16 protein-coding genes and 3 pseudogenes are annotated in these 23,633 nt (G+C 58.6%); 14 read left to right on the top strand and 5 right to left on the bottom strand.

Annotated elements, in window-relative coordinates; genetic code table 11:
* The first annotated feature begins 390 nt into the window (after positions 1-390).
* Entirely contained in the window at positions 391-2,049 is a 1,659-nt protein-coding gene (gene mhpA, locus ACA062_RS20155) for a bifunctional 3-(3-hydroxy-phenyl)propionate/3-hydroxycinnamic acid hydroxylase MhpA (protein WP_497452670.1), read from the top strand.
* Between the two features lie 2 nt (positions 2,050-2,051).
* On the top strand, positions 2,052-2,699 hold the full coding sequence (locus ACA062_RS20150) for a TetR/AcrR family transcriptional regulator (RefSeq protein WP_497452669.1): 648 nt from the start codon (positions 2,052-2,054) through the stop codon (positions 2,697-2,699).
* A 4-nt stretch (positions 2,700-2,703) separates the two neighbouring features.
* Here the strand turns inward: ACA062_RS20150 and ACA062_RS20145 are convergent, their stop codons facing one another.
* Positions 2,704-3,942 (bottom strand): NADH:flavin oxidoreductase/NADH oxidase family protein, encoded by a 1,239-nt coding sequence (locus ACA062_RS20145; protein ID WP_497452668.1) that lies wholly within the window; start codon positions 3,940-3,942, stop codon positions 2,704-2,706.
* A 227-nt stretch (positions 3,943-4,169) separates the two neighbouring features.
* On the opposite strand from ACA062_RS20145, the gene ACA062_RS20140 reads away from it, so the two are divergent.
* From ACA062_RS20140 to ACA062_RS20120, 5 genes are all read left to right on the top strand, one after another.
* Positions 4,170-4,784, top strand: coding sequence for a TetR/AcrR family transcriptional regulator (locus ACA062_RS20140; RefSeq protein WP_497452667.1), 615 nt, complete (start codon positions 4,170-4,172; stop codon positions 4,782-4,784).
* Positions 4,785-4,869: 85 nt separating this feature from the next.
* Complete coding sequence (locus ACA062_RS20135) at positions 4,870-5,961, top strand: VOC family protein (protein WP_497452666.1); 1,092 nt, start codon at positions 4,870-4,872, stop codon at positions 5,959-5,961.
* Positions 5,962-6,136: 175 nt separating this feature from the next.
* Positions 6,137-7,093 carry a fumarylacetoacetate hydrolase family protein gene (locus ACA062_RS20130; RefSeq protein ID WP_497457461.1) on the top strand — a complete coding sequence of 319 codons (957 nt, stop codon included), beginning with the start codon at positions 6,137-6,139 and terminating at the stop codon, positions 7,091-7,093.
* Positions 7,093-8,994, top strand: a complete 1,902-nt coding sequence (locus ACA062_RS20125) for an acyl-CoA synthetase (protein WP_497452665.1) — start codon at positions 7,093-7,095, stop codon at positions 8,992-8,994. The genes ACA062_RS20130 and ACA062_RS20125 overlap by 1 nt, the downstream gene beginning before the upstream one ends.
* A 159-nt stretch (positions 8,995-9,153) precedes the next feature.
* Positions 9,154-10,473, top strand: coding sequence for an outer membrane protein transport protein (locus ACA062_RS20120; RefSeq protein ID WP_497452664.1), 1,320 nt, complete (start codon positions 9,154-9,156; stop codon positions 10,471-10,473).
* Between the two features lie 71 nt (positions 10,474-10,544).
* Here ACA062_RS20120 and ACA062_RS20115 read toward each other — a convergent pair.
* The 3 genes and pseudogenes from ACA062_RS20115 to ACA062_RS20105 all read right to left on the bottom strand — a co-directional run.
* Positions 10,545-10,724 (bottom strand): annotated as a pseudogene (locus ACA062_RS20115) (nucleotidyltransferase domain-containing protein); the annotation flags it as partial.
* Positions 10,725-10,839: 115 nt separating this feature from the next.
* Positions 10,840-11,145 carry a DUF6966 domain-containing protein gene (locus ACA062_RS20110; RefSeq protein WP_497452663.1) on the bottom strand — a complete coding sequence of 102 codons (306 nt, stop codon included), beginning with the start codon at positions 11,143-11,145 and terminating at the stop codon, positions 10,840-10,842.
* 111 nt (positions 11,146-11,256) lie between these two features.
* Entirely contained in the window at positions 11,257-12,228 is a 972-nt protein-coding gene (locus ACA062_RS20105; RefSeq protein ID WP_497457460.1) for a cupin domain-containing protein, read from the bottom strand.
* Between the two features lie 99 nt (positions 12,229-12,327).
* Here ACA062_RS20105 and ACA062_RS20100 point away from each other — a divergent pair, with 99 nt between their 5' ends.
* A complete protein-coding gene (locus tag ACA062_RS20100) occupies positions 12,328-13,578 on the top strand; it encodes an MFS transporter (protein ID WP_497457459.1) in 1,251 nt (416 codons plus the stop codon).
* Positions 13,579-14,036: 458 nt separating this feature from the next.
* On the opposite strand, the gene ACA062_RS20095 is transcribed toward ACA062_RS20100, so the two are convergent.
* Positions 14,037-14,309, bottom strand: coding sequence for a hypothetical protein (locus ACA062_RS20095; protein ID WP_497452662.1), 273 nt, complete (start codon positions 14,307-14,309; stop codon positions 14,037-14,039).
* 442 nt (positions 14,310-14,751) lie between these two features.
* Here ACA062_RS20095 and ACA062_RS20090 point away from each other — a divergent pair, with 442 nt between their 5' ends.
* The 6 genes and pseudogenes from ACA062_RS20090 to ACA062_RS20065 form a co-directional block, all read left to right on the top strand.
* Positions 14,752-16,110 carry an MATE family efflux transporter gene (locus tag ACA062_RS20090; RefSeq protein WP_497452661.1) on the top strand — a complete coding sequence of 453 codons (1,359 nt, stop codon included), beginning with the start codon at positions 14,752-14,754 and terminating at the stop codon, positions 16,108-16,110.
* Positions 16,111-16,292: 182 nt separating this feature from the next.
* Positions 16,293-19,007 carry a type VI secretion system Vgr family protein gene (locus ACA062_RS20085; RefSeq protein ID WP_497452660.1) on the top strand — a complete coding sequence of 905 codons (2,715 nt, stop codon included), beginning with the start codon at positions 16,293-16,295 and terminating at the stop codon, positions 19,005-19,007.
* Entirely contained in the window at positions 19,004-20,911 is a 1,908-nt protein-coding gene (locus ACA062_RS20080) for a phospholipase (RefSeq protein ID WP_497452659.1), read from the top strand. Before ACA062_RS20085 ends, ACA062_RS20080 begins: the two co-directional genes overlap by 4 nt.
* 86 nt (positions 20,912-20,997) lie before the next feature.
* Positions 20,998-22,197, top strand: coding sequence for an SEL1-like repeat protein (locus tag ACA062_RS20075; RefSeq protein ID WP_497452658.1), 1,200 nt, complete (start codon positions 20,998-21,000; stop codon positions 22,195-22,197).
* A 15-nt stretch (positions 22,198-22,212) separates the two neighbouring features.
* Positions 22,213-22,632: pseudogene (locus tag ACA062_RS20070) on the top strand (SEL1-like repeat protein); the annotation flags it as partial.
* 62 nt (positions 22,633-22,694) lie between these two features.
* A pseudogene (locus ACA062_RS20065) lies at positions 22,695-23,602 on the top strand (IS3 family transposase); the annotation flags it as partial.
* Between the last annotated feature and the right edge of the window lie 31 nt (positions 23,603-23,633).

The following is a 23,633-nucleotide window of genomic DNA, read 5'->3' as shown; positions in this document are numbered from 1 at the left end:
TAGAAAACGATGCGCCCGAATTCCTAGTCCTGTGGACCTGCCTTCCTGCACCGATTGTTCTCCAACCTTGGCTCGGCTCCCTAGCAGTTACTCACTTCAGTCCCGGGTCGTTGCTCCCATGACAACGCCGATCTGCTCTGAAGCCAAGCGTCGTCGGTCGGAAACTGGCACATACGCAACTTCATGCCACGAGCCTTCTTCCCCTTAACGTGGCCAGTTACGGCCTGGCATTTCAACGTCCGTTCGGCCTCATCACGGCTTTTTCAATGATCTCAAAAAATTAATGACAAAAACATCAATATTGAAATATCTCTCAATATTGCATACCTTGATTCTGCCTAACGATGAGACCTGTGCGTCTCACGACTTCAATCACAACAAGGGCTCGAGATGAACAACAACAAGAAAGTTTGCCAATTGCCTCCCGCCGCCGTCGACGTGCTGGTTATCGGTTATGGTCCGGTAGGTGCGACAATCGCGTCGCTGCTCGGCCGCTATGGGGTCACGACCCTGGTTCTGGACAAGGTCCATGACGTCGTACTGATGCCTCGTGCCATTGCTCTGGACAACGAGGCGCTGCGCATCCTGCAACAAGCCGGTTTGTCGGAAGACGCTTTCGAGAAGATCGTTATCCCTGAAGTGAGGATGCACTCCCCGGTACTCGGGCAGTTCGGTCGAGCCAATACCGAAGGGTGCGTCGACGGCCATCCGAAACTCGTGACGTTCTATCAACCCGACCTCGAACACGCGATGCGCGGCCAGGTTTCCCGGCTTAAAACCGTCACCAGCCTGGGTGGCTTCGAGCTTGAGAGCCTGGTCGAAGTGTCGGATGGCGTCTTCGCTTCCGTACGGGATCAAAATGGGCAGTCGCATTCCGTTCGCGCCCAGTACCTGATCGGAGCGGATGGCGCCAGCTCCAGGGTCAGAGCGCTGATTGGCCAGGAATTCGAAGGGCAGACCTATGCGGAAGATTGGCTGATTGTCGATGTCAAGAACCGTCATAAGTCAGCGATTGATCACATCGAGTTTCTCTGTGATCCGCGCCGCCCGACGCCGCACATGCCGGCACCCGGCGGTAGAGAGCGTTGGGAGTTCATGCTGCAACCCGGCGAGTCCCGGGAAGAGCTGGAAAGCCCGGAAAGCATCGCCCGGCTGATCGCGCCATGGATCAACCCGCAGGAGCTGGAAATCGAGCGCAAGGCGGTGTATCGATTCCACGCGCGGTGCTGCAACAAATTCAGCAAGGGGCGCGTCTTTCTCGCCGGCGACGCAGCGCACATCACCCCTCCTTTTGTCGGGCAGGGCCTCGTAGCGGGACTTCGAGATGGCGCCAACCTTGCCTGGAAACTGGCTTGGGTCCTTCGCGGCCATGCCACGCCTGCAATACTCGATAGCTATGATGTAGAGCGCCGCCCCCATGCTCAGGCGATGATCAATCTGGCGAAACTCATGGGCCGTCTGGTGATGCCCAAGAACAAGATTGCCGCTTTCTTCATCCACGGCCTGATGCGCATGCTGGCATTGACTCCCGCGACCAGGAAGTACTTCGAACAGCTGGACATCAAGCCGAAGAACACCTTCAAACACGGCCTGTTCGTGCAGCATCGCCGGGGCGACAAGCTGGTACGTGGCAGCCTGTTTCCCCAGGCCTGGACTCGCAACCTGCAAAAGCAGATCAAACTGAGCGACGATGCTCTGGGAGATAGCCTGACCCTGGTTGGATTCGGTGTGGACCCGTTGTCACTGCTCACTCCTGATCAGATCGTTTCCTGGGAAAAAATGGGAGGCCACTTTTTAGAGATCCGAGCACGCGGCCAACGCTCCAGCGGCAGCTGTGACTTCATCGAAGACATGAACCATGAGATCCTGCCGCTGGCTGCCAAGGGAACGCTCGTTGCGGTTCGCCCCGACCGTATCATCATGCACCACGCCCCTGGCACAGAGGCAGGCAATCTTCTTCGGGACTGCAGGGGGCTGCTGGCCAGCGAAGACGCCACGCCGGACAGCGTTTCCGTTACCATCAACGAGCCCATTAGATTGCGAGCTTGATAATGCATTCCCCCACACTTCCTTTAGAAGCTGATGCGCCGGAACCTCTCACGAGAGGCCACAAGAAACGTGAGCGCACCCGCCGCGGCCTGGTGGACGCGGCATTGCGCCTTATCGCACGCAAGGAAGTGGGGGAGATCGCACTGCTCGAGGTGGCTGCGGAAGCAGCAGTATCCAACGGCACCATCTACAACTATTTTCGAACTCGCGACGAAGTGCTGGAGGCGGTTGGCATCGCCATGGCCGCCGAGTTCTCCGATGCCATTTCCGCCATGAGCAGGGACGTGCACTGCGGCGCACAGCGGCTTTCGATCGGCGTGCGCATGTTTGTGTGCCGGGCTGCGGCCGATCACCAATGGGCGAATGCGCTGCTGCGCATCATCCATTTCGACCAGGCAATGCGCTCGCGTCTGGCTGACCATGTACTGGGCGACCTGCGTGAGGGACTGCGTGCGGGCACGTTTGCTTACGCGGACGAGGGGGTCGCCCTGGATATCGTCCTGTCATGCACAACCGGAGCAATGCGCTCGGTTGTCGAGGGACGTGCGGTGGCGGAGCACGATCTGCGGGTTGCCGAAATGATTCTCCTGGCTCTGGGCGTCACACCTGCCAGAGCCAGGAAAATCGCCGGCAAGCCGTTACCGGCCTGATCCTCTACCTGGCTTGATCAATCCATTGCCGATAGCTCTTCGCCTGGCGACGAGCTTTCAGTTGATTGCCGATCAATGCCATGAGCGGCGACGTCCCGGGTTTTGTCCGTTTCCCTTGACTCAGCAAGCCGAGCTGCTTCTTGATCACCGACGCCACTGCCAGCGATGCCAGCGTCTTGTTCTTCCAGCGGACGACGATGGGCTCCACTCTGACGTCCCGACCTGCCATCCACTGCCTCGGCAGGGCAGGTTCGATTGCCAGTGCAGTGGCAAGTCCGACCATCGACACCGAGCCGCTCACCACTCGCTCCGCGACCTCCTTTCTGCGCACGCCGCCGGTGACCATCAGCGGCATGCGCGCTATTTCTCCTATTTTTTCTGCGAACTCGAGAAAATAGGCTTCTCGAGCCAGGCTGCTGCCATCGCGGGTCTGTCCCTGCATGGCCGGGCTTTCGTAGCTGCCACCCGACAACTCGACCAGGTCGACCGCCTTGGTGTTAAGCATTTCTACTACGCGAGCCGCATCCGCGGCATCGAAACCGCCGCGCTGAAAGTCCGCGGAATTAAGCTTCACCGCGACGCAAAAGATCGGTGCCACTCGCTGACGTATTGCGTCGATGGTTTTCAATAGAATTTGCGCACGATTTTCGAGGCTACCGCCCCAGCGGTCGTCGCGCCGATTGGTCAAGGGCGAAAGGAATTGGCTGAACAGGTAGCCATGCGCTGCATGAATCTCCACGCCGGTGAATCCGGCACGCTCGGCCAGCACCGCCGCTTGGGTATAGCGCCCGATCAGCTCTTCGATCTCCTGCTCCTCCAAAGCCCTGGGCGGCACAAACGCTTTTGAAAGGCCGGGGATATCGACCGCCACTGCGGAGGGGCCCCTTGCCGATTGCCCCATTGAAGCCAGCAGCTGCCGTCCGGGATGATTGATTTGCATCCAGGCCTGAGCCCCACGGCCGCGGCAAGCATCGGCCCATAGCCTGAATTGGCCCAGGTTCCGATCATCCTCAAGCACTACGCCAGCGGGTCCGGTCAAGGCGTGACGGTCAACCATCACGTTGCCGGTGATGATCAGACCGGCACCACCCTCCGCCCAACTCCGATAGAGCTTGACCAACGCTTCCCCTGGAGCGTGATCCTCATTGGCAAGGTTCTCCTCCATGGCAGCCTTGGCGATCCGGTTTGGAATCACCGTGCCGTTGGGCAATCGAAGCGGTTTGAAGAGATTTGAGCCGGTCATGTTCTGTCCTTCAGCTGATAAAAGTCGGCCAGCATAATTGAACACGAGTGTTCAATTATGTCAATGTGCAGTGCTTTTATTGATTTGGCGACCTCGGTCATGGCATCCAGATTATTAGGTTTAAGGCCGGTTTCAGACAGAAAAACCAACAGACCAAAAAAATATGGTTGACGCGGAATGAACACGAGTGTTCAATTGATCCATAAGGTAATCCTGGAGAGAGAACCGTGGAATCCCTGAATCCAACACAGCGTCGCATTCATCAAGCTGCCTTTCGCCTGTTCGCCGAGAGAGGCACCTCACAGGTGAACATCCTTGACCTCGCGCAAGAGGCAGGCGTGGCGCGCGGAACGGTTTATAGCAACATCGACAGCATGGAAAGCCTGTTCGAGGCGGTCGCCAGCCATCTCGCGAAGGAGATGCATGAGCGCGTCAACAAGAGCTTTGACTCCCTCTCGGATCCAGCTCATCGCCTTGCCAATGGCATTCGATTCTTCATTCGCCGAGCGCATGAAGACTCCCAGTGGGGCGCGTTCATCCATAAATTCGCCATGAGCAATTCTGCGTTGCGCGAAATGTTCAGCAGCCAGGCGACCAAGGATCTTCTGAGCGGGCTTACCACTGGGCGCTACACGTTTGCGCAGGAGCAATTGCTTTCGGTACTGACGCTGATATCGAGCAGCGTGCTTGGCTCGATTTTCCTGGTACTGGAGGGGCATCGAACGTGGCGCGAGTCGGGCTCTGATACCGCCGAGCTGGTATTGCGCGCATTGGGTGTGCCGTCAGAGGAGGCTCGTGCGTTGGCGACCAAAGAGTTGCCGGCACTTCCATCTCTCGACTGAGTTCGTCACTGACTTAATTGGCTAAACCCCTGGATTTTCAGGGGTTCGGGACAGCTTTGCCCTGAAAAACCGGAAAACAACAACAATGAACAAAAAAATCGAATTGCACCGGTTGGCGACACAACAACCCGCCCGGCATCCGCAGCCGACGGTAAAAGCCCGGGATCTGACTCACCTGATTTTCCAGCGGCCGGACTTGAATGAGGCGGCGCGTTTCCTGACCGACTTCGGCCTGACGGTAAGTCGACAGGACGCCGAGACGCTCTATCTACGTGCCACCGACGCCACTGCCTATTGTTACCGTGTCCAACGTGCCAAACAGGCACGTTTTATCGGGTTCGGACTTGCCGTGCAGTCCCTGGAAGATCTGGAAAAGCTCACTCGAATCCCGGGTGCGTCTTCGGTCGAGAAATCGGAACACCCTGGCAAAGGGTATTACGTCAGACTGACGGATCCTTCCGGTTTCATTGTGGAAGCCGTCTGTGACCAGACGCCAGGCAAGACTCTGGCACATAGAGCGCCTCTGCACTGGAATCTGGCCCAGGAGCAGCCACGAATCAACGCCACGCAGCGCCCGCCGATTGCTCCCCCTGAAGTCCTCAAGCTTGGCCACATCGTCATTGAAGTGGCTGACTATCAAGCGACCTGTGCCTGGTATACGCAGCATTTCGGGTTTATTCCCAGCGATGTGCAGGTACTCCCCGACGGCACGCCTATCGTCACTTTCATGCGCCTTGATCTCGGTGATATTCCCGCGGATCACCATACGCTGGCGATTGCGCAAGGATTCATGGCCACCTACAGCCATAGCGCCTATGAAGTCGTCGATGCAGACGCCGTGGGCATGGGGCAGCGCGTCTTGCGGGAGCGGGGCTGGGAGCACTCATGGGGCATCGGCCGGCACATTCTGGGCAGTCAGATCTTCGATTACTGGCAAGACCCTTGGGGTGACAAGCACGAGCATTACTGCGACGGGGATATTTTCACGGCCACTCGGCCTACGGGCATTCATCCGGTGAGCCCCGAGGCAATGGCGCAGTGGGGGCAGCGCATGCCCAAGAGTTTTACCAAACCCAAGATGAGCCTGGCCAGTCTGCGTGCGCTGATCCGCAACCTGCGGCGCAGCCCGGATCTGACCGTTCGCAAGTTGATCACGCTCATGCGGATGTTCGGGTAGGACTGCCGCCATGTCTGGCAATTCAACCCAGTATGGCCGGCGGGATGTGCTTAAAGCCGGCGCCTTGATCGCCGGTGGCTCGCTGGTCTACAGCGTTGCCAGCCCCCTTTCAGAACAACACCACAGTTCCCACGCCACCGAGCGCGGGACAAACGCCGCTCCAGGAGTACCTTCAATGTCTGCTGTACACGTAGTCCGCTTCGAATTTCAGAACGGTATCCACTGGGGCGTGCTTCGCCAGGGCCGTATCACGGTTGTCCCCGGTGTTTTTGAAACCACCGGTGACTTCATTCGCCAGAACAGTATCGACGACCTCGCTCAAATCAAAGGGACGGAGCTTGCGGAGGGCGAAGTGAAACTGCTGTCGCCGGTGACCCGTAACCAGCAGTTCGTTTGCCAAGGCGCCAATTACCGTCAGCACATGATCGAGTCGGGCATGGACCCGGATGCGAAGAAATTCAACATGATCTTCACCAAGGCGACGAGTTGCCTGGTGGCGGCTGACAGCGACCTGATCAAGCCGCGCCACGTGCGCTTCCTTGACTACGAGATCGAACTGGGCCTTGTGATGAAGCGCTCGATCACCGGCGCTGTTGCTGTCACCGACGCCAATCTGCATGAGTTCATTGCAGGCGTCGTCATTGTCAATGACTACTCGGCGCGTGACATTCAGATTCCCCAGATGCAGTTCTACAAGGGCAAGAGCTACCGCACTTTCGGCCCGGTCGGCCCCTACCTGTGCCTGCTGGATGCCAAGAGCATGCATTACCTCAAAGCACTGCAGCTGCGCCTGACAGTCAACGACCAGGTGCGACAGAACGACAGCACGGCCAACCTGGTTTACGGCCCCGCTGAAACCCTGACCGAACTCTGCGCTTTGCAAGATCTCGCGGTTGGAGACCTGATCGCCACCGGTACGCCTGCCGGCTGCGCTCTAACGATCCCTTCGCCTGCCAAAATGCGCATTGCAGCCCTTTTGCCAGAAGCCACCAAGTGGAAGCTTTTCCTCAAGGCGCAAGAGGGCCGGACGCAGTACCTCAAGGCCGGTGACGTGGTCGAGGCGCGTATTCGCAGCGCCGATGGTGTGGTCGACCTTGGCGTGCAACGCAACCGGGTCGTGGGAGAAGTTTAATGGTTGTGCAGAGCCTGAATAACATCGAAAGTCTCGAACGAGTCCCCTTGTCGGAGCGTGGTCTGGCTTGCAGCACTTATGACGCGCTGCGTCGGGCGGCCGAGCGCAACCCCCAGGCACCGGCGCTGAGCTTCTTCGCCGATGCCGCCGATTTCAAGCGCTCCTACGAGTGGAGCTACTCCCAGCTCTTCGCGGATATCACCCGCGCGGCAAATGCCTTCGATGACCTGGGCATAAAACCGGGCGAGGTGATTGCCTTTGTTTTGCCCAATCTGCCAGAAACCCATTTCACGATATGGGGCGGGGAAGCGGCGGGCATCGTCATGGCGATCAATCCTCTGCTCGAGGCCACGCAGATGGCTGGCTTGCTCAATGCCGCGAAGGCATCCGTGGTGGTGACGCTCGCGCCAACTCCAGGCAGCGACCTATGGCCGAAACTGGCTTCGCAGCTGGAACAGTTACCCGGGATCAGGTCTGTCGTTTGGGTCAGCATGGCACCTTATGTTGACGAATCAGTACGTAGGGCACTGAAAGCCGGGGCACTGAAGGAACGAGATTTACACAGCGATATTGCGATCCACGATTGGCAATCGTTGATGAATGCTCAGCCGCACACACACCTGAAGAGCGGTCGGCAAATCCGTCAGGATGAGTGTTCCTCCTACATCTGTACGGGCGGCACCACCGGGCTTCCCAAGATCGCCGCGCGTACCCATGGCTCCGAAGTGTTCAATGCATGGGCCGTGGCTGCTCACTTGCAGCCACGCAGTGGTGGCCAGGTTATCTTTTGTGGCCTGCCGCTGTTTCATGTCAATGGACAACTGGTGACTGGACTGATGCCTTGGACTCAAGGCGACCATGTGATCCTCGGGACGCCTCATGGGTATCGTGGCGAGGGGGTGATCCCACGGTTCTGGGAGATGGTCGAGCACTTCGGTATCAACCTCTTTTCCGGCGTGCCGACTGTCTATGCCGCACTTCTGCAAAATGAATGGCAGGGCCGCGACCTATCCAGTCTTCGCTTCGCAATGTGTGGCGCCGCACCCATGCCGGCTGAGCTTTTCCGCGAGTTCGAGCGCCGGACCGGGGTAAAGATCCTTGAAGGTTACGGCCTCACCGAGGGCGCCTGCGTTTCCTCAATCAATCCGCCCCATGGCGAGCGCCGTATGGGCTCCATCGGGATACGGATCGCGTACCAGAATATGCGCGCGGTCTTGCTCAACGATTCTGGAGAGTACTTGCGCGACGCCAACGTGGATGAGATTGGCCTCATCACGATCAGTGGTCCGAACCTCTTCGATGGCTATCTGGAGGAGCGTCATAACCTGGGCCTTTGGATCGATTTCGACGGGCAGCGCTGGCTGAATACGGGCGACTTGGGTCGTCAGGATGCGCAGGGTTACTTCTGGCTGACCGGACGCAAGAAGGAGTTGATCATCCGCGGCGGCCACAACATCGATCCCAAGCAAATCGAGGAGGCTCTGCAGGCGCATCCCGCCGTCGCCTTGGCCGCTGCAATCGGCAGCCCCGATGCCTACTCGGGCGAGGTGCCGGTCGCCTACGTTCAACTGCGCCCCGGGAAAGTTTGCAACGTCGAAGAACTTGAGGCGTTCGCTCATCTCAACATCAGCGAACGGGCAGCCGTTCCCAAGCGCATTGAAATCCTCGAAGCGTTGCCACTGACTGCCGTGGGCAAGATATTCAAGCCCGCTTTGCAACAGCGGGAGATTGCCAAAGTAGTCCAGCAGGAAGTAGAGCGCCTTGGGCTTTCGAATATTGCTGTTGAGGTCGTGCAGGACAATCGCCGTGGGCATGTCGCCTGCATCAGGGCTGGAACTGATCAGGAAATACTGGCTCCGCTCTTGGGGCGCCATAGCTTCCAAATCGAGTGGCTTAATTGAGTCCCTGATGCATCTGTAAGTCCAGCAATCATGCCCTGGCGCAGTTCAGCCAGGGCGTTTTACACAACTTCGATCAACTCCAGCCGGCACTGAGAAGTGCACAGGATGGCGAAGCCTTGCCGGCGTGCAATCAATAAAAACAATAAACAAGAGGTGGAAATGAAACTGAATAGCCGTGTGATCCCGTGTCTCTCTGCTCAGCGAAAGTGTACTGTCTGGATGAAGTTCGCCAGCGCCATGGCACTCCTCAGCACCTCTACAATTGCAGGCGCCAATGGCATTGCCCTTAACGAACAAAGTGCAAGCAGTGCGGGAACTGCTTATGCGGGAAGGTCATCTTCCGCACTGGACGCCAGCACCATCTTTGGAAACCCTGCGGGCTTGACCAAGTTGAAGCGTACTGAGATTTCCGGCGGAGCCGCGGTCGTCTCGGTGAGCAATGACATCAGTGATGCGCAGAGCAGTGCCCCAGGAACGAATGAAGGGGACTCGGTCCCTTTGGGGGTTGTGCCCTTCGCCTATATGTCGACGCCGCTTGACGATCGTTTTTCGATTGGTCTGGGACTTTATGCTCCGAGTGGCCTGATCAATGATTACGAGAGCAGTTTTCAGGGTCGTTACCATGGTTCCTATAGCACGACCAAGGAAATAACCCTGCAGCCCACCATTGCCTGGCGGATCAATGATTACGTGTCCATTGGTGGCGGACCGACCATAAACCGTTTCAATGCAAAGCTTCAGAATTACCTGGCCACCGGCGCCCTGAACAACGGCGAGGACACACTGGTCACCATCAAAGGCGATGACACAGCACTTGGCTACAACGTAGGCATCTTGGTTGACTTTACCGAGGCAACCAGTTGGGGGGTTAACTATCACTCGAAGGTGGACTATGAACTCAAAGGGCATACTGAGGTTACCGGCTCCCCGAGCGTTATCCCGCTGGACGGCAAGTATGACAACAAGATAGACCTGACTATGCCCGAATCGGTGGACACGTCTATCACCCATCACTTCAATAGTCGCTGGACGGGATACTTGGGGACCACCTGGAAACGTTGGAGCCGGATCCAGAAGATCGAGGCGGTCAACAGCGGTCTTTCCCCCGTGGGCCAGGCGGCTGGCCTGGGAAGTGTGATCGAAGAAATGAACTGGCGCGACACTTGGAGCACCGCAGTCGGCGCCTCCTATCAATTGAACCAGCAATGGCTACTGCGCGCAGGCTACGCCTATGATCCGTCGCCAATCAGGAATGCCGATCGCAGCGTGCGCATTCCGGTCGGGAATCGCCAGGCCGTGACCTTGGGTGGTGCTTATTCGCCGAGTTCCGATCTGACGATTGACTTTGCTTATGGTTATCTCTGGGATTCCAAAGTCTCGGTAAAACAGTCGAACAACTCCGGTCTTCAACCGGAATACAGTGCCAACTACCAAAATAGCGCGAATGGACTTTCAGTGCAGGCAACTTATCGATACTAATCGACACGCGCTCAGCATCCTCAACCGAGTCCAGCGGCCCGGCTGGCGGGCATCTATCGCCAGCCCCGCGGACGAAGTACTTGAGTTGACCGGATGAGTTTGCGCGAGGCTTCGCGTTGCAGGCGTAGCGATTGTGTCGGTGTGGTCGCCTGATCGATAAGGTCGGCGTACCGGGTCAATACGGATTTAAAGTCACCATTGACGGCAATGGCGATCGCACGCGACGGCTTTAACCGGTCGAAACGCTTGGAGTGGGTGGCAGCTGTGCGCAGGCGAATGCGGTGGTCAGCCATGGCGTGTAGGACGTCGAGTGGGGGCTGGGTGTCAATGAGCACGGAAGCCGGTCAGATGATTCTCAGATACATTTTACTGAATACGTTTTATGGCCCTGGCGAGCGCTGAGGCTTCGCTGCATAACGCATCAAATTTTTTGTTCAGCTCAATATGCCCGGGCTTCCAGGCCCAAACACCCTCGACGCAGTGCTGCCCAAGGATCAGGTCATTGAGCGAGCCCATTCCGCCAAAGGCTGACAGAAAGTATTCAACCCCGTAGTAATCAGAGTTCATCAAGTGTGCCTTGGCCTTGCGCATCCACTGGCTCCAGTGGGTATCGCCATCGCTTTCAAGCACGGTGGCGAGCTGATCCAGAACGTCGATCAATTGTTCAGTCATTTGACCCATTTTGAATTCATCCAAACTGTGGCGCGATGGATTTGCCTGGAGAGTTGGCGGTTGCCACGAATTCTGAGGCCTGCAGGTCGCCACACTCCACATCTTCGTACTTCAGGACGCAATAGAACGAGCCATTTGCCGGCTGGCGCCGGGTGGCTGGCCGGTGATGCGCTTGAAGGCGCGACTGAAGGCCGCCTGCGAGGTGTAGCCCAGGCGCTGCGCCACGGCCTCAATAGGCAGTCGCTCGAGACTCAGCCATTGACTGGCGAGGCGCATCCGCAGTTCCGTTGCATAGCGCAGCGGGGGGATGCCAATAGTGGCCTGGAAACGTTCCGCGAAGACCGAGCGAGAGGTATTACATTGCGCCGCCAGTTCCGCCACGGTCCAGTCGCGCGCCGGCTCTCGGTGCAAGGCCAGGAGCGCGCGGGCCAGCCTGGGGTCGCGTAACGCGGCCACCAAGCCAGAGGCATTGCCACAGGCGCATTCAACCCAGCCGCGCACGATCATCGCCGCCACTACGTCGGCGAGACGAGCGAGGATGCCTGCGAAGCCGACGCGTGCGGAGCGAACTTCGCGCTCCATCGAGGCGAGAATCGGCATCAACCCAGGGTAACGCTGCCCCCTGACATCAATCAGCATCAGATCCGGCATCAGCCCGCCGAGCCCCTGCATGCTTCCAAGTTCAAATTCCATGCAACCGCTGAAGATAATGGTGCTGGGGCTGACATCGGCACCGGGTGAGGCATCCACGGCGCAGACCGCGTCGCCGAGAGGGGCCGCGTCGAAGCTGCCGATGTCTTGGGCGGGTACGTCCAGGCTTGAGAGAAGCTGATGGGCTTCACCCTGGGCGATGAACACAGCGTTACCGGCCGACAACTCGTACAAAGTGCCGTCCTTCGCACGCAGGACGGCGGTGCCGACGGCGAGGAAGTGGAAGTAGGCGTGTCCTGGTTTGGCAGCGAAGCCCAGCCCGAAAGAGGGGCCGGCCTGGATGCGACGGTATTCGACGCCCCGCAGGCGCATGCCGCGCAACAGTTCGTTGATGAGATCGGACGATAAGGCGAACTGATCTAGAGCTGTCATTTCGGGGTTTCGGTCAAAAACTAAAGATTTTGCATCATAGAACATCCTGCTCTGCGTCCATAGACTTCTGGTTGAGATAATTTCCAGAGGTGGTTAATGATGAATAATGGGGTGTGTGACGTTGTAGCTGATGCGCGCTTTGGCAACGAGGCTGATGTAGAACCGGCGACGCCGGCCTGGATGGCGGTATTTTCGCTGGCGATGGGCGTGTTTGGATTGTTGACGGCGGAGTACCTTCCGGCCAGCTTGCTGACGCCGATGGCCGTTGAGCTGGGGGTGTCGGAAGCCTTGGCAGGGCAGGCGGTGACCGTGACGGCAGTGGTGGCGCTGTTCTCCGGGTTACTGGTGCCAGGCTTGACGCGAGGGATCGACCGGCGAGTGGTATTGCTGTGCTTTTCCACACTGATGATTGCCTCCAACCTGCTGGTGGCTTTCTCTTCCAGCCTGATGGTGCTGCTGATCATGCGGATTCTGTTAGGCATCGCACTGGGCGGCTTCTGGAGCATGGCGGCGGCAGTGGCGATGCGTCTGGTGCCGGCGGCGCTGCTGCCGCGGGCCCTGTCGATTATTTTCAGCGGTATTGCAGTGGGCACTGTGGTGGCGGTGCCGCTCGGCAGCTACTTGGGCGGGCTGTACGGCTGGCGTAGTGCTTTTGTGGCGGCGGCTGCCGTCGGGGTAGTGACGCTGGTTTTCCAGCTTTTCACGCTGCCGCCTCTGGCACCGCGCAGGACGGCGCGGTTGAGAACGGTGCTTGAAGTGCTGCTGCGTCCGGGTATTGCCGTGGGCATGCTGGGCTGCGTGCTGGTGCACACAGGGCACTTCGCGCTGTTCACCTACATCCGGCCGTTTCTGGAAAGCACAACCGGAGTGGGGGCCGAAGCACTGGCGCTGATGCTGCTGGGGTTCGGCGCGGCTAACTTCGTTGGCACACTGCTGGCCGGCTGGCTACTTGAACGAAGCCCGCGCGGGACGATGGTACTGATGCCAGCGCTGGTCGGCATTGCAGCATTAGCCCTGGTGGTGCTGCCTGCTTCTGTGCCGTGTCAGGCGTTGCTGTTGGCACTTTGGGGCATGGCTTTCGGCGGCGTGCCAGTGGCGTGGTCGAATTGGGTAGCCCGTGCCGTGCCCGATCAGGCGGAAAGCGCGGGAGGAATGGTGGTGGCCTCGGTGCAGTCCGCGATCGCTGCGGGTGCCGCTGCGGGGGGCGCCATGTTCAGTTTCAGTGGCATCGCCGGCGTATTTGTCGCCGCCGGCATCCTGATGCTGCTCGCAGCGCTGCTGATCGGGATGCGGGTCAAGGTCGAAGCACCAGGGCATGACGCCGAGGCTGGTCCGGTGCTGCATCTTTAAGATGCATGGTCGCTGTATTGCTACCGCTTGATCCACATGGGTGACAGGTACGACTCGGTCGTAGCCAATGAAGAGGAAACGGGTTCGACGGGTTTAACCGACCAGGTTCAGTTAAGAGCAACCCCTGCAGGGTTTGTGAAGCGTCTATCGTGCTGCCGGGGGAAAGTGTCGCAAGTCCGCAGAGCTCAACCGAAAATAAAACGGGCGACATACCGGTCTGTACCGTATGAAAGTCTTCACATTTTTTTTGCACATGCTGACTTGATGAAGAAGCGCTAATTTGTTGGACTTCAGAGGATTTGTAGGCTCATAAAAACCAAATTATCTGCACATTTTATTTCACATTTTTTTTGTGAAGTGGCTTTGGTCAATGGGTTCACAACTTGATCGGTCAGCCGCGTTTACGTACAGATCGCAATTGCAGAAAAACGGGCGCCCATTGAGGCGCCCGTTTTTACTTACTCCTTCGCCTGCGCTCGCAAGCGTCGACCGATTACGTCCATCAAGTCACAGCCGTCGCGCAACGGAATGGCCAACAGCTGAGAAAAGTCCTTCAACACCACCGTGTCGCAACCGAGTTCGGCGCGGTAGGCGATGTTTTCCAGCACTTGCGTGACCGTCCGAATGCGGTAATCAGCGGCGGCTTGTAGAACGTCGAGTGGGGCTTGGGTGTCGATGAGCAGGGACGCCGGAATCAGGTCGATGCCGGTGAGGGGAATGTATCGATTCATTTGAAGATCTCTGTTTGATTGGCTCAAGGCCGTCACTCAGTCGTCGCCAAACGATTGGGTGGCAGCTGTGCGCAGGTTGGCGAACCGGCACAGAGAACACCGGCAGACCCGAAGGTCTCCCGCGCACAGCCGCCATAACAGCGGCTTTGCGGGTGCGACGACCCCTGCAATAAAGCCTGGAGCCCTCGCATTCTCTGTGGTCAGGTCGCCAAACCTGAATCGCCATTGTGGGCGACGGGGCGGACTATAAGCTTCATCGGAACGGCGGGCAAGGTTAGGGGTTCCGAGGTTTGTGTAGGAACTTTTATGGCGTCCTAGGACCTTTACGCCACGTTGCTCAATTGATGGAAATCAACTCCGATACATTCATTTACCTTTGTTCATCACCGCTGACGCTATCCTCTAGAATCCAAACCCCGCAGTCGAGACGGACCTCCATCCAATGCAAACCCCGACCACCCAACACCCCCTCTGGAAAACCTACCTGCTTTTCCTCGCCCCCATGGTCCTCTCCAATTTCCTCCAATCCATGTCGGGCACCATTAACAGCATTTACATCGGCCAGATGCTCGGCACCCAAGCCCTGGCTGCCGTCTCCGGCATGTTCCCGATCGTGTTCTTTTTCATCGCCCTGGTCATCGGCCTCGGCGCGGGTGCCGGGGTGCTTATCGGTCAAGCCTGGGGCGCGCGTGAACAACATCTGGTGAAAACCATCGCCGCGACCACCTTGCTGTTGGGCGCAATGATTGGTCTGGTAGCGGCAATATTGGGCAGCGTATTCGCAAGACCCGCCCTGCAAGGCCTCGGCACCCCGGCCGATGTGCTGGATGACGCCGTGTCCTACGCCCAGGTGATGATGTGGATCATGCCCTCGCTGCTGGTCTACGTGCTATTTACCCAACTGCTGCGCGGGGTGAGCGATACGGTGTCGCCGCTGATCGCGTTGCTGGTGTCGACCTGTATCGGCCTGGCGCTGACGCCGGCGTTGATTCGCGGTTGGCTGGGGTTGCCGATGATGGGGATTCAGAGTGCGGCGTATGCGGGGTTGGTGGGGAATTTATCGGCGATGGGGTGGCTGGCGTGGCGCTTGATCAGCAAGGGACATCCGTTGGCGCCGGATCGGGAGATGTTTGCGGCGATGCGCCTGGACCTGGTGATTCTCGGCAAGGTGTTGCGCATCGGGTTGCCGACCGGGTTGCAGATGGTGGTGTTGTCGATGTCGGAGCTGGTGATTCTGGCGCTGGTGAATCAGCACGGTTCCCAGGCAACGGCGGCGTATGGGGCGGTGACGCAGATCGTCAATTACGTGCAGTTCCCGGCGCTGTCGATTGCGATCACGGCGTCGATCCTGGGTGCCCAGGCGATCGGGGCAGGGCGCATCGAGCGCATCGGACCGATTCTGCGCACGGGGTTGTTGATCAACGTATGCCTGACCGGCGGGTTGGTGGTGTTGGGTTATCTGCTGTCGCACTGGTTGCTGGGGTTGTTCCTCACGGATGACATCACTCGTGCGAAGGCCGAGCATTTGTTGCACATCATGCTCTGGAGCCTGTTGGTGTTCGGCTTCCAGGCGATCATCGGCGGCATCATGCGGGCCAGCGGCTCGGTGTTGGTGCCGATGGCGATTTCGATTTTCTGCGTGGTCGGGGTGCAGTTACCGGTGGCGTATGTGTTGGACGGGTACTTTGGATTGCAGGGCGTGTGGATGGCGTTTCCAGTGGCGTACCTGGGGATGCTGGTGTTGCAGACGGCGTATTACAAGATGGTCTGGCAGCATCAGAAGATCGAGCGGTTGGTGTAGGAGGCATCGCAGACAGGGCTAATTGACTTACCGACTTCAAAAAATACGGAAACGTCTTACGCACCCATCAGAAACAGCCTATTTAAACCGTGGCCGCCATCGTAAAAGCTTCCAAACCCTAGGACCAGGGTGGAAGCAAAGCCCTTCCTGATCGTCAACATTCAGACCAGGAAGGCCTGACCATGCCCAGCCCAACGCCCATCTTCTTCGACCACAGCCGGCACAAGCTGAGCGTCCATAACTTCGAGGCGACCCTCGACGTCCTGGCCTTCCACGGCGAAGAACAGCTCAGCCAGCCGTTCCACTACGTCGTGGAATTCACCTGCAGCGAACAGGACATCGCCGCCGACCAGCTGCTCAACCGCGAGGCCCAGTTCAGCCTGCACCCCGTGCCGCGCAAGCTCACCTTCCTGACCAAGGACCTCAAGGTCAAACCGCTGCGCACCTTCAACGGCGTGATCACCGGCTTCAAACGCCTGTCCGGCTCCGTCGACGAAGCCCGCTACGAAATCACCCTGCAACCGCGCCTGGCGCTGCTCGCCCGCGGCCAGCAGTTCCGCCTCTATCAACACCAGTCGGTGCCGGAAATCGTCGAACAGATCCTGCGCAGCCGGCACGACTTCCGGGGCGAGGACTTTTTCTTCAAGCTCACGCGCACCTACCCCAAACGCCTGCAAGTCATGCAATACGGCGAAAGCGACCTGGCCTTCATCGCCCGCCTGCTGGCCGAAGTTGGCATCTGGTACCGCTTCACCAGCGACGAACGCCTGCACATCGATGTCGTCGAATTCCATGACGACCAGCTGCATTACCAGTCCGGCATCGAGCTGCCGTACCACTCACCCGCCGGCCTGAGCAGCAGCGAGCAGGACGGCGTCTGGGCCTTGCAAACCCGACACCAGGTGGTGGAACGCCAGGTCAATATCCGCACCTACCAGCACCGTGATGCCCGCGCCCATCTGGACGGCGAGATCGACCACACCCGCGGCGCAACCACCACCTACGGCGAGGCCTACCACTACGCCGAACCCTACACCGCCCTCGGCGACCGCTACCAATTCTACGAAGACCTGCCGCCAGAAACCGGCTACTTCTACGCCCGCCTGCAACACGAACGCTACCTCAACGAGCAGACCCGCCTCAGCGGCACCAGCAGCAGCGCGACCCTGGCCCCCGGCCAGAAGCTGATGATCTCCGGCGGCGCCCCCCAGGCCTTCGCCCCCGGCGCGGTGATCACCCACCTCAGCACCCGCGCCGCCCGCGATACCAGCTTCGAAGCCCACTTCCAGGCCATCCCCTATTCGGAAAGCGTGTGCTTTCGCCCACCACTGCTGGCCAAACCGCAGATCGCCGGCACCGTCCCGGCCCGGGTCAGCAGCCCGCAAAAACACGACCCCTACGCCGAGATCGACGTCGAAGGGCGCTACCGCGTGCAGTTCCTGTTCGACCGCGACACCTGGAAACCCGGCCAGGAAAGCATGTGGCTACGCCTGGCCCGGCCCTACGCCGGCGACACCCATGGCCTGCACCTGCCGCTGATCGCCGGCACCGAAGTGGCGGTGGCCTTCGAACAGGGCGACCCGGACCGCCCCTACATCGCCCACGCCCTGCACGACAGCCAGCACCCGGACCACGTGACCCTGCGTGCGCGCAATTACAAACGCAATGTGCTGCGTACGCCGGCCAATAACAAGCTGCGGATGGAGGACACAAGGGGGGAAGAGCACGTCAAGCTCAGTACCGAGCACAGTGGCAAGAGCCAGCTCAATCTCGGGCATTTGGTCGATGCCGAGCAGAAAAAACGTGGTGAAGGGTTTGAATTGCGCAGCGATGGTTGGGGCGCGATTCGGGCGGGGAAGGGGTTGTTTATCAGTGCTGATGAACAGGCCCTGGCGCAGGGGCAAGTCCTGGAAATGAGCGCGGCCATCGGTCGTCTGCAACAGGCGGGTGAGCAACTGCAATCGCTCTCTGTCGATGCCCAGGCCGCCAACGCAGATCCCGCGGATGTGCAGGCACAAATGGCACTCGTGCGCGAACAACTCGACGAGCTCAAAGCCGCCGTAGTACTCCTCAGCGCTCCCAAGGGCATCGCCCTCACCAGCGGCAAACACCTGCAACTGGCGGCGCAAAAAAACCTGATGCTCAACGCGGGGGGCGAAGCCGACCTCAGTGTGGTCAAGCGCTTGTTCATCGGGGTAGGGCAAGGCCTGAGCGTTTTCGTGCGCAAGCTGGGCATCAAGCTGATCGCCAACCACGGACCGGTAAGCGTGCAAGCGCAAAACGACACGCTCGAACTGATGGCCCGTCACGGCCTGGCAATCACCAGTACCGAAGACGAAATCCACATCACCGCCAAGAAGAAAATCACCCTCAACGCCGGTGGCAGCTACATCACCCTCGACCCCTCCAGTATCGAATCCGGCACGGCCGGTGACTACAACGTCAAATCCGCGGATTTCAACTACAGCGGCCCCGCCAGCATGAAGGCCACGCATCCGGATTTTCCGCAGAGCCTGTCCAAACAGATTTTGCGCCTCAGCGTACCGCAAGCCCCCAACGCTCCCGACCAAGGCTGGGCGGGGATGCCCTACACGCTGTACGCCGACAGCGCCGTGCTCCAGCGAGGCGTGCTGGATAAGACCGGCCAGCTGTCGATCGACCATCAAGTCGTGACCCGCGGATACCGCCTGGATCTGGCGAACGGCCTGCGCTACCAGATCCCGGTGCCCAGCGACTACCGCAACGCCGAGCAAGCGCACTTGGCCAACCAAGGCCTGCAAAACCATCCCTCGCAAACCGACCCCGAGGTGAGTCAGCCCGCCTCGCACACGGATCACCGCGCGCTGTACGCGGCGGTGTTGGAAGGCATCACTGACCAGGAAGGGAAATCCCAATGAATCACCCCGACATCGTCTCACCCGTCGCACTGCAGCACACCAACGAGGTGACCTGCATCTCGCCCTGGTATGTGCAGAACACCGAATACCATCCAGTGAAGGCCACCTATCGTCCCTTGATCAATGGCAAAGAAACCTTCAGGGCCGTGCACCTGGCTATCGCGGCGGCCACGAAATCCATCGACATCATCTGTTGGGGATTTCAGCCGTCGATGTACTTTATCCGCGACGATGAAACGGCGCCGAACATCGGCGCGCTGCTCATGGCCAAAGCCAAGGCAGGTGTCGAGGTCCGTGTACTGGGCTGGGAGATGCCGTTCAATACCGCCGGTGTGGGCGACGAGGCCAATCTGCCTGGTAAAGGTCCATTCCGCATTCAGGACCGGGCAATGCAACCTTCCACGGATGACCAGTACGCCAAAGACCGCGAATGGTTTGCCAGATGCGCGTTCACCGACCACCTGGCCCCTGCCATCCGCGTAGCTCGCAACGTGCCGGTGTTCGTCAGTCGCGGCTTCAATCTGTTTGAAAGGGCCGAAGTGGCCCATCAGGCGAAATACAAAAGTCTCGACCCGCAGCTCAGCCTACTTACGCTTGCCACGCTGACGGCGACGGCAACCCACCATCAAAAGACTGTTTTGGTTGACTACGAACTGGCGGATCGCGCCGTCGGTTTCGTCATGGGCCATAACATGCTCGACGAATACTGGGACACCGACGCGCACTCGGCGCTGAAGCGCGACAAGGGCGACAAACCTGAACCCAACGCCGGCCCGCGTGGCGATAAACCCCGCCAGGACATCTCCAGCCAGGTCAGCGGACCGATTCTGGAACACCTGCACCACAACTTCGCCACCGCCTGGCGCAAAGAAACCGGCGAGGACTTGCTCGCCTCCCGCCAGGCCATGCAGGTGGGACCCAAACTCCAATGCACCGCCGGTGAAATCCGCCAGTTGGCGCAGCTCGTGCGGACCCAGCCCCAGGAAGGCAAACGCGATATCGAGCGGCTATACTTGCAAGCCGTCAACAACGCCACCCAGTTCATCTACATCGAGAATCAGTATTTTCGCTGGCCACCCCTGGCCGAACTGATCAAATCCGTCGCCGCCCGCCATACCCAGGCCGGGAAGGACCCCGGCGAACACGGCCATTTGCATCTGTTCGTGATCACCAACGCCGACGAGTCCGGCATTGGCCCGGGCTCCTTGAACACGCAACGCATGCTCGAAAGCCTCGGACGTGGCGACACCATTCCGAATCTGACGAAGCTGCAACGTATTGAGAAAGCAAAAGCCCAATCAGCGGCACTGGCGCCAACTCTGGGTGAACTCGTCGAAAAACAGGCCCTGCTTACGCTGACCAGTCTCACTGATGCGTTGGGAGGAACCGATATCAACGACAAAGTGAGGGAAGCTCAAAGGGACACCGCCAGGTCCAATGAGTGGCGGCAGGACGCGCTCAAGAACCAGATCGAGGCGATCGAGAAGGACGCCGTTGTTGCGGACTTGGAAATCCCCGGGCTCAAGGTCCATGTGTGCTCATTGGTCGCCCCCGACTCGCCCGCACGTAAAAAATGGATGCCGGTGTACATCCACTCCAAATTGATGATCGTGAATGACGTCTTCACTACCCATGGCTCGGCCAATATCAACACTCGCAGCATGCAGGTTGATAGCGAGCTGAACATTGCTCATGAGTGGGCGAGTGTGACGCGGGCGTTGCGCAGGCGGTTGTGGGATCTGCATACGAAGGGGACGGGGGCACAGGATGATCCGGCTGAGGCGTTCGTTGCCTGGCAGGAAATTATTGATCGCAACAATGACTTTAAATCGGAAAAGTTGACGCCTTGCGCCTCCCTCGTCGAATTCTACTACGGCGATGATAAGCGAAAAGACCTCGACTAATGCGCTCAATCCTCCTGCTGTCATGCCTACTAATGAGTGCTTGTGATGCCAGCAGCGCTCTAACTCATCCGACCAAAGACACTCTCATGAACCCACTGACTGAAATCAAAGCGAACTTGGCTTTCACCTGCGTGCACGAGCAAATCCCGGTGCCGTCGTCTGAGTCTGAAATGTTGTTCCAATACGCCCGCTGGCTGCAAAAAAACAACCAGCTTAAACGGGACAAAAGTGTCGATACCGAGATCGAGCGGCTGTACCGCATTGCCAGTGAGAACGAAAACTACAAGGCCAACATCAACCTGCAAAACGGGGCCATGCGTGGACACTTCAACGTCCGTGGCGAGGAGCATTTGCGCATGAGTCAGCAACTGATCGACGCAGGTGTGGCCACGGGTTATTTCTTCACGGGAAATTTTCTGAGTAGTGGATCTGCCGGACTGAAGCAAGACTCGGAAATGGCACTGCGTTACTACCGCAAGGCTGCAGATCAAGGCAATGCAGAAGCTCAAGTCTATGTGAGCGATAAATTGGCGCCGGCTGACATTGCCCCAGACGTTGCTCGGCAGATGCGCCGTTGTGCCGCTGAGCAGGGTAATGGCAAAGCTGGCAGAGCACTGGGTGTAAATTTGTCAACGAAGGGGCGGTATCAAGAGGCACTCGACGCATTCCAATTAGGGATTGCAGCTGGTGACGAAACCTCGGCCTCCTTTTTGAGCAAAGGCTTCCGTGGTCCTAAGGTGGATGATCGGATGTACTACCTCGGCCAACAGGAGGATCTCGAGCGCGCCGAGCGTTACGAGAAAATCTGGGGGGTGCTCGCAAACTATTCCTACGCCAATCCTACGGTCCCCGAAGTCAACGAAATTCTCCCTTTACCCCCAGCCAAACTACCCGCCTGGGACGGCAAGCTCCAATGGCTCGAAGCACGCCTGGCCAACGTCCCACCGCAAAAGCCCAGCGAGGCACTGATCCAGCAACTGGCCAAGGCCAAGAACCTCGACCCTGCTACCGGTCGGCCAACGCCAGAGTCACCCGCCTTCATTCAGGCCACATACCCCTGGCCAACCTGCGAGAGCGGCCAAGCCTGCCCGCAGGCTGGCTATTGGAAAGCCGAACCGATCTACTATTTTCGCGCGAGCATCCAGGGAACCCCTATCCGTCGTTTTAAAAAGGGCGAAATGATGCCAACCCAGGAGGTCACGAGGTACCAGCGCCGTATCTTGCTAGCCGACCGAATCACGGTTGAAGTGGAAAACGTCAGTTGGAGACTTTTCGGTGAGGTCTAGGTGAAGTTACGGCTGATGCGGCTCATCTTTTTGCTGTCTTGCCTGCTAATGAGCGCTTGTGACGCTGGCATTGCTCTGACTGATACAGCCAAAGACATTCCCATGATTCCACTGACTGAAATCAAAGCGAACTTGGCCTTTACCTGTGTGCATGAGCAATTTCCGCCGCCGTCACCTGAGTCTGAAGTGATGTTCCAGTACGCGCGCTGGCTGCAAAAGAACAACCAGCTCAAACAGGGCAAAAGTGTCGATTCTGAAATTGAGCGGCTGTACCGCATCGCCAGCGAGAACGGAAATTATAAAGCCAACATCAACCTCCAGAACGGCGCCATGCGTGGACACTTCAACGTCCGCGGCGAAGAGTATTTGCGCATGAGTCAGCAACTGATCGACGCAGGTGTGGCCACGGGTTATTTCTTCGCGGGAACCTTTCTGTAGTGGTCTAATGAAACCGGACACCCATTTAGGCGAGAATGCTCGCCAGATCGAGGTGTCAGATGACCAAACAACGCCGTTCCTTTTCTGCTGAATTCAAACGCGAGGCTGCCGACCTCGTACTTAAGCAAAATTACAGCTACATCGAAGCCAGCCGCTCACTGGGTGTCGGTGAGTCGGCCCTGCGTCGCTGGGTTGATCAGGTTCAGCAGGAGCGCCAAGGCGTCACCCCGCAGAGCAAAGCCCTGACCCCGGAACAGCAGAAAATCCAGGAATTGGAAGCTCGTATCGCTCGGCTTGAGCGAGAGAAATCCATCCTAAAAAAGGCTACCGCGCTCTTGATGTCGGAAGATCACGAGCGTTCGCGCTGATTGACCAACTGAGCGTCCACGAGCCGGTTGATTGGCTGTGCAAGGTGTTTGAAGTCACTCGCTCGTGTTATTACGCCCAGCGTCTCAGGCGCCGGACTCCCGACGTTGAGCGGCTTCGGCTGCGCAGTCGGGTCAATGAACTGTTCGCGCAAAGTCGCAGTGCTGCGGGCAGTCGCAGCATCTTGTCGATGCTGCGTGAAGACGGTGAGCAGCTCGGACGATTCAAAGTGCGCAGCCTGATGCGCGAGCTTGACCTCGTCAGTAAACAGCCCGGATCACATGCCTATAAACGAGCGACGGTTGAACGGTTGGATATCCCGAACATCTTGAATCGGGAGTTCGATGTTCCGGCACCCAACCAGGTCTGGTGCGGCGACATCACCTACATCTGGGCCCAGGGGAAATGGCATTACCTGGCTGTCGTGCTGGATCTTTGTACGCGCCGGGTGGTGGGCTGGGCGCTATCAGAAAAGCCGGACGCTGATCTGGTTATCAAGGCGCTGGATGTGGCTTACGAGCAACGAGGAAGACCTCAGGGCCTGCTGTTTCACTCGGATCAAGGGTCGCAGGGCGGATTCAATCGGTCGTCGCAACACCTTTGATCGAGGTGTTTATGGGACGGCCTGCAGG

The organism is Pseudomonas sp. LBUM1679 (assembly GCF_059695565.1).
This window is presented reverse-complemented; position numbering and strand designations above follow the sequence as displayed.

Bases quoted from the DNA above. Each gene is read 5' to 3' on its own strand.
- mhpA (WP_497452670.1), top strand. From the start codon at position 391: ATGAACAACAACAAGAAAGTTTGCCAATTGCCTCCCGCCGCCGTCGAC.
- ACA062_RS20150 (WP_497452669.1), top strand. From the start codon at position 2,052: ATGCATTCCCCCACACTTCCTTTAGAAGCTGATGCGCCGGAACCTCTC.
- ACA062_RS20145 (WP_497452668.1), bottom strand. From the start codon at position 3,942: ATGACCGGCTCAAATCTCTTCAAACCGCTTCGATTGCCCAACGGCACG.
- ACA062_RS20135 (WP_497452666.1), top strand. From the start codon at position 4,870: ATGAACAAAAAAATCGAATTGCACCGGTTGGCGACACAACAACCCGCC.
- ACA062_RS20130 (WP_497457461.1), top strand. From the start codon at position 6,137: ATGTCTGCTGTACACGTAGTCCGCTTCGAATTTCAGAACGGTATCCAC.
- ACA062_RS20125 (WP_497452665.1), top strand. From the start codon at position 7,093: ATGGTTGTGCAGAGCCTGAATAACATCGAAAGTCTCGAACGAGTCCCC.
- ACA062_RS20120 (WP_497452664.1), top strand. From the start codon at position 9,154: ATGAAACTGAATAGCCGTGTGATCCCGTGTCTCTCTGCTCAGCGAAAG.
- ACA062_RS20110 (WP_497452663.1), bottom strand. From the start codon at position 11,145: ATGACTGAACAATTGATCGACGTTCTGGATCAGCTCGCCACCGTGCTT.
- ACA062_RS20105 (WP_497457460.1), bottom strand. From the start codon at position 12,228: ATGACAGCTCTAGATCAGTTCGCCTTATCGTCCGATCTCATCAACGAA.
- ACA062_RS20100 (WP_497457459.1), top strand. From the start codon at position 12,328: ATGAATAATGGGGTGTGTGACGTTGTAGCTGATGCGCGCTTTGGCAAC.
- ACA062_RS20095 (WP_497452662.1), bottom strand. From the start codon at position 14,309: ATGAATCGATACATTCCCCTCACCGGCATCGACCTGATTCCGGCGTCC.
- ACA062_RS20090 (WP_497452661.1), top strand. From the start codon at position 14,752: ATGCAAACCCCGACCACCCAACACCCCCTCTGGAAAACCTACCTGCTT.
- ACA062_RS20085 (WP_497452660.1), top strand. From the start codon at position 16,293: ATGCCCAGCCCAACGCCCATCTTCTTCGACCACAGCCGGCACAAGCTG.
- ACA062_RS20080 (WP_497452659.1), top strand. From the start codon at position 19,004: ATGAATCACCCCGACATCGTCTCACCCGTCGCACTGCAGCACACCAAC.
- ACA062_RS20075 (WP_497452658.1), top strand. From the start codon at position 20,998: ATGAACCCACTGACTGAAATCAAAGCGAACTTGGCTTTCACCTGCGTG.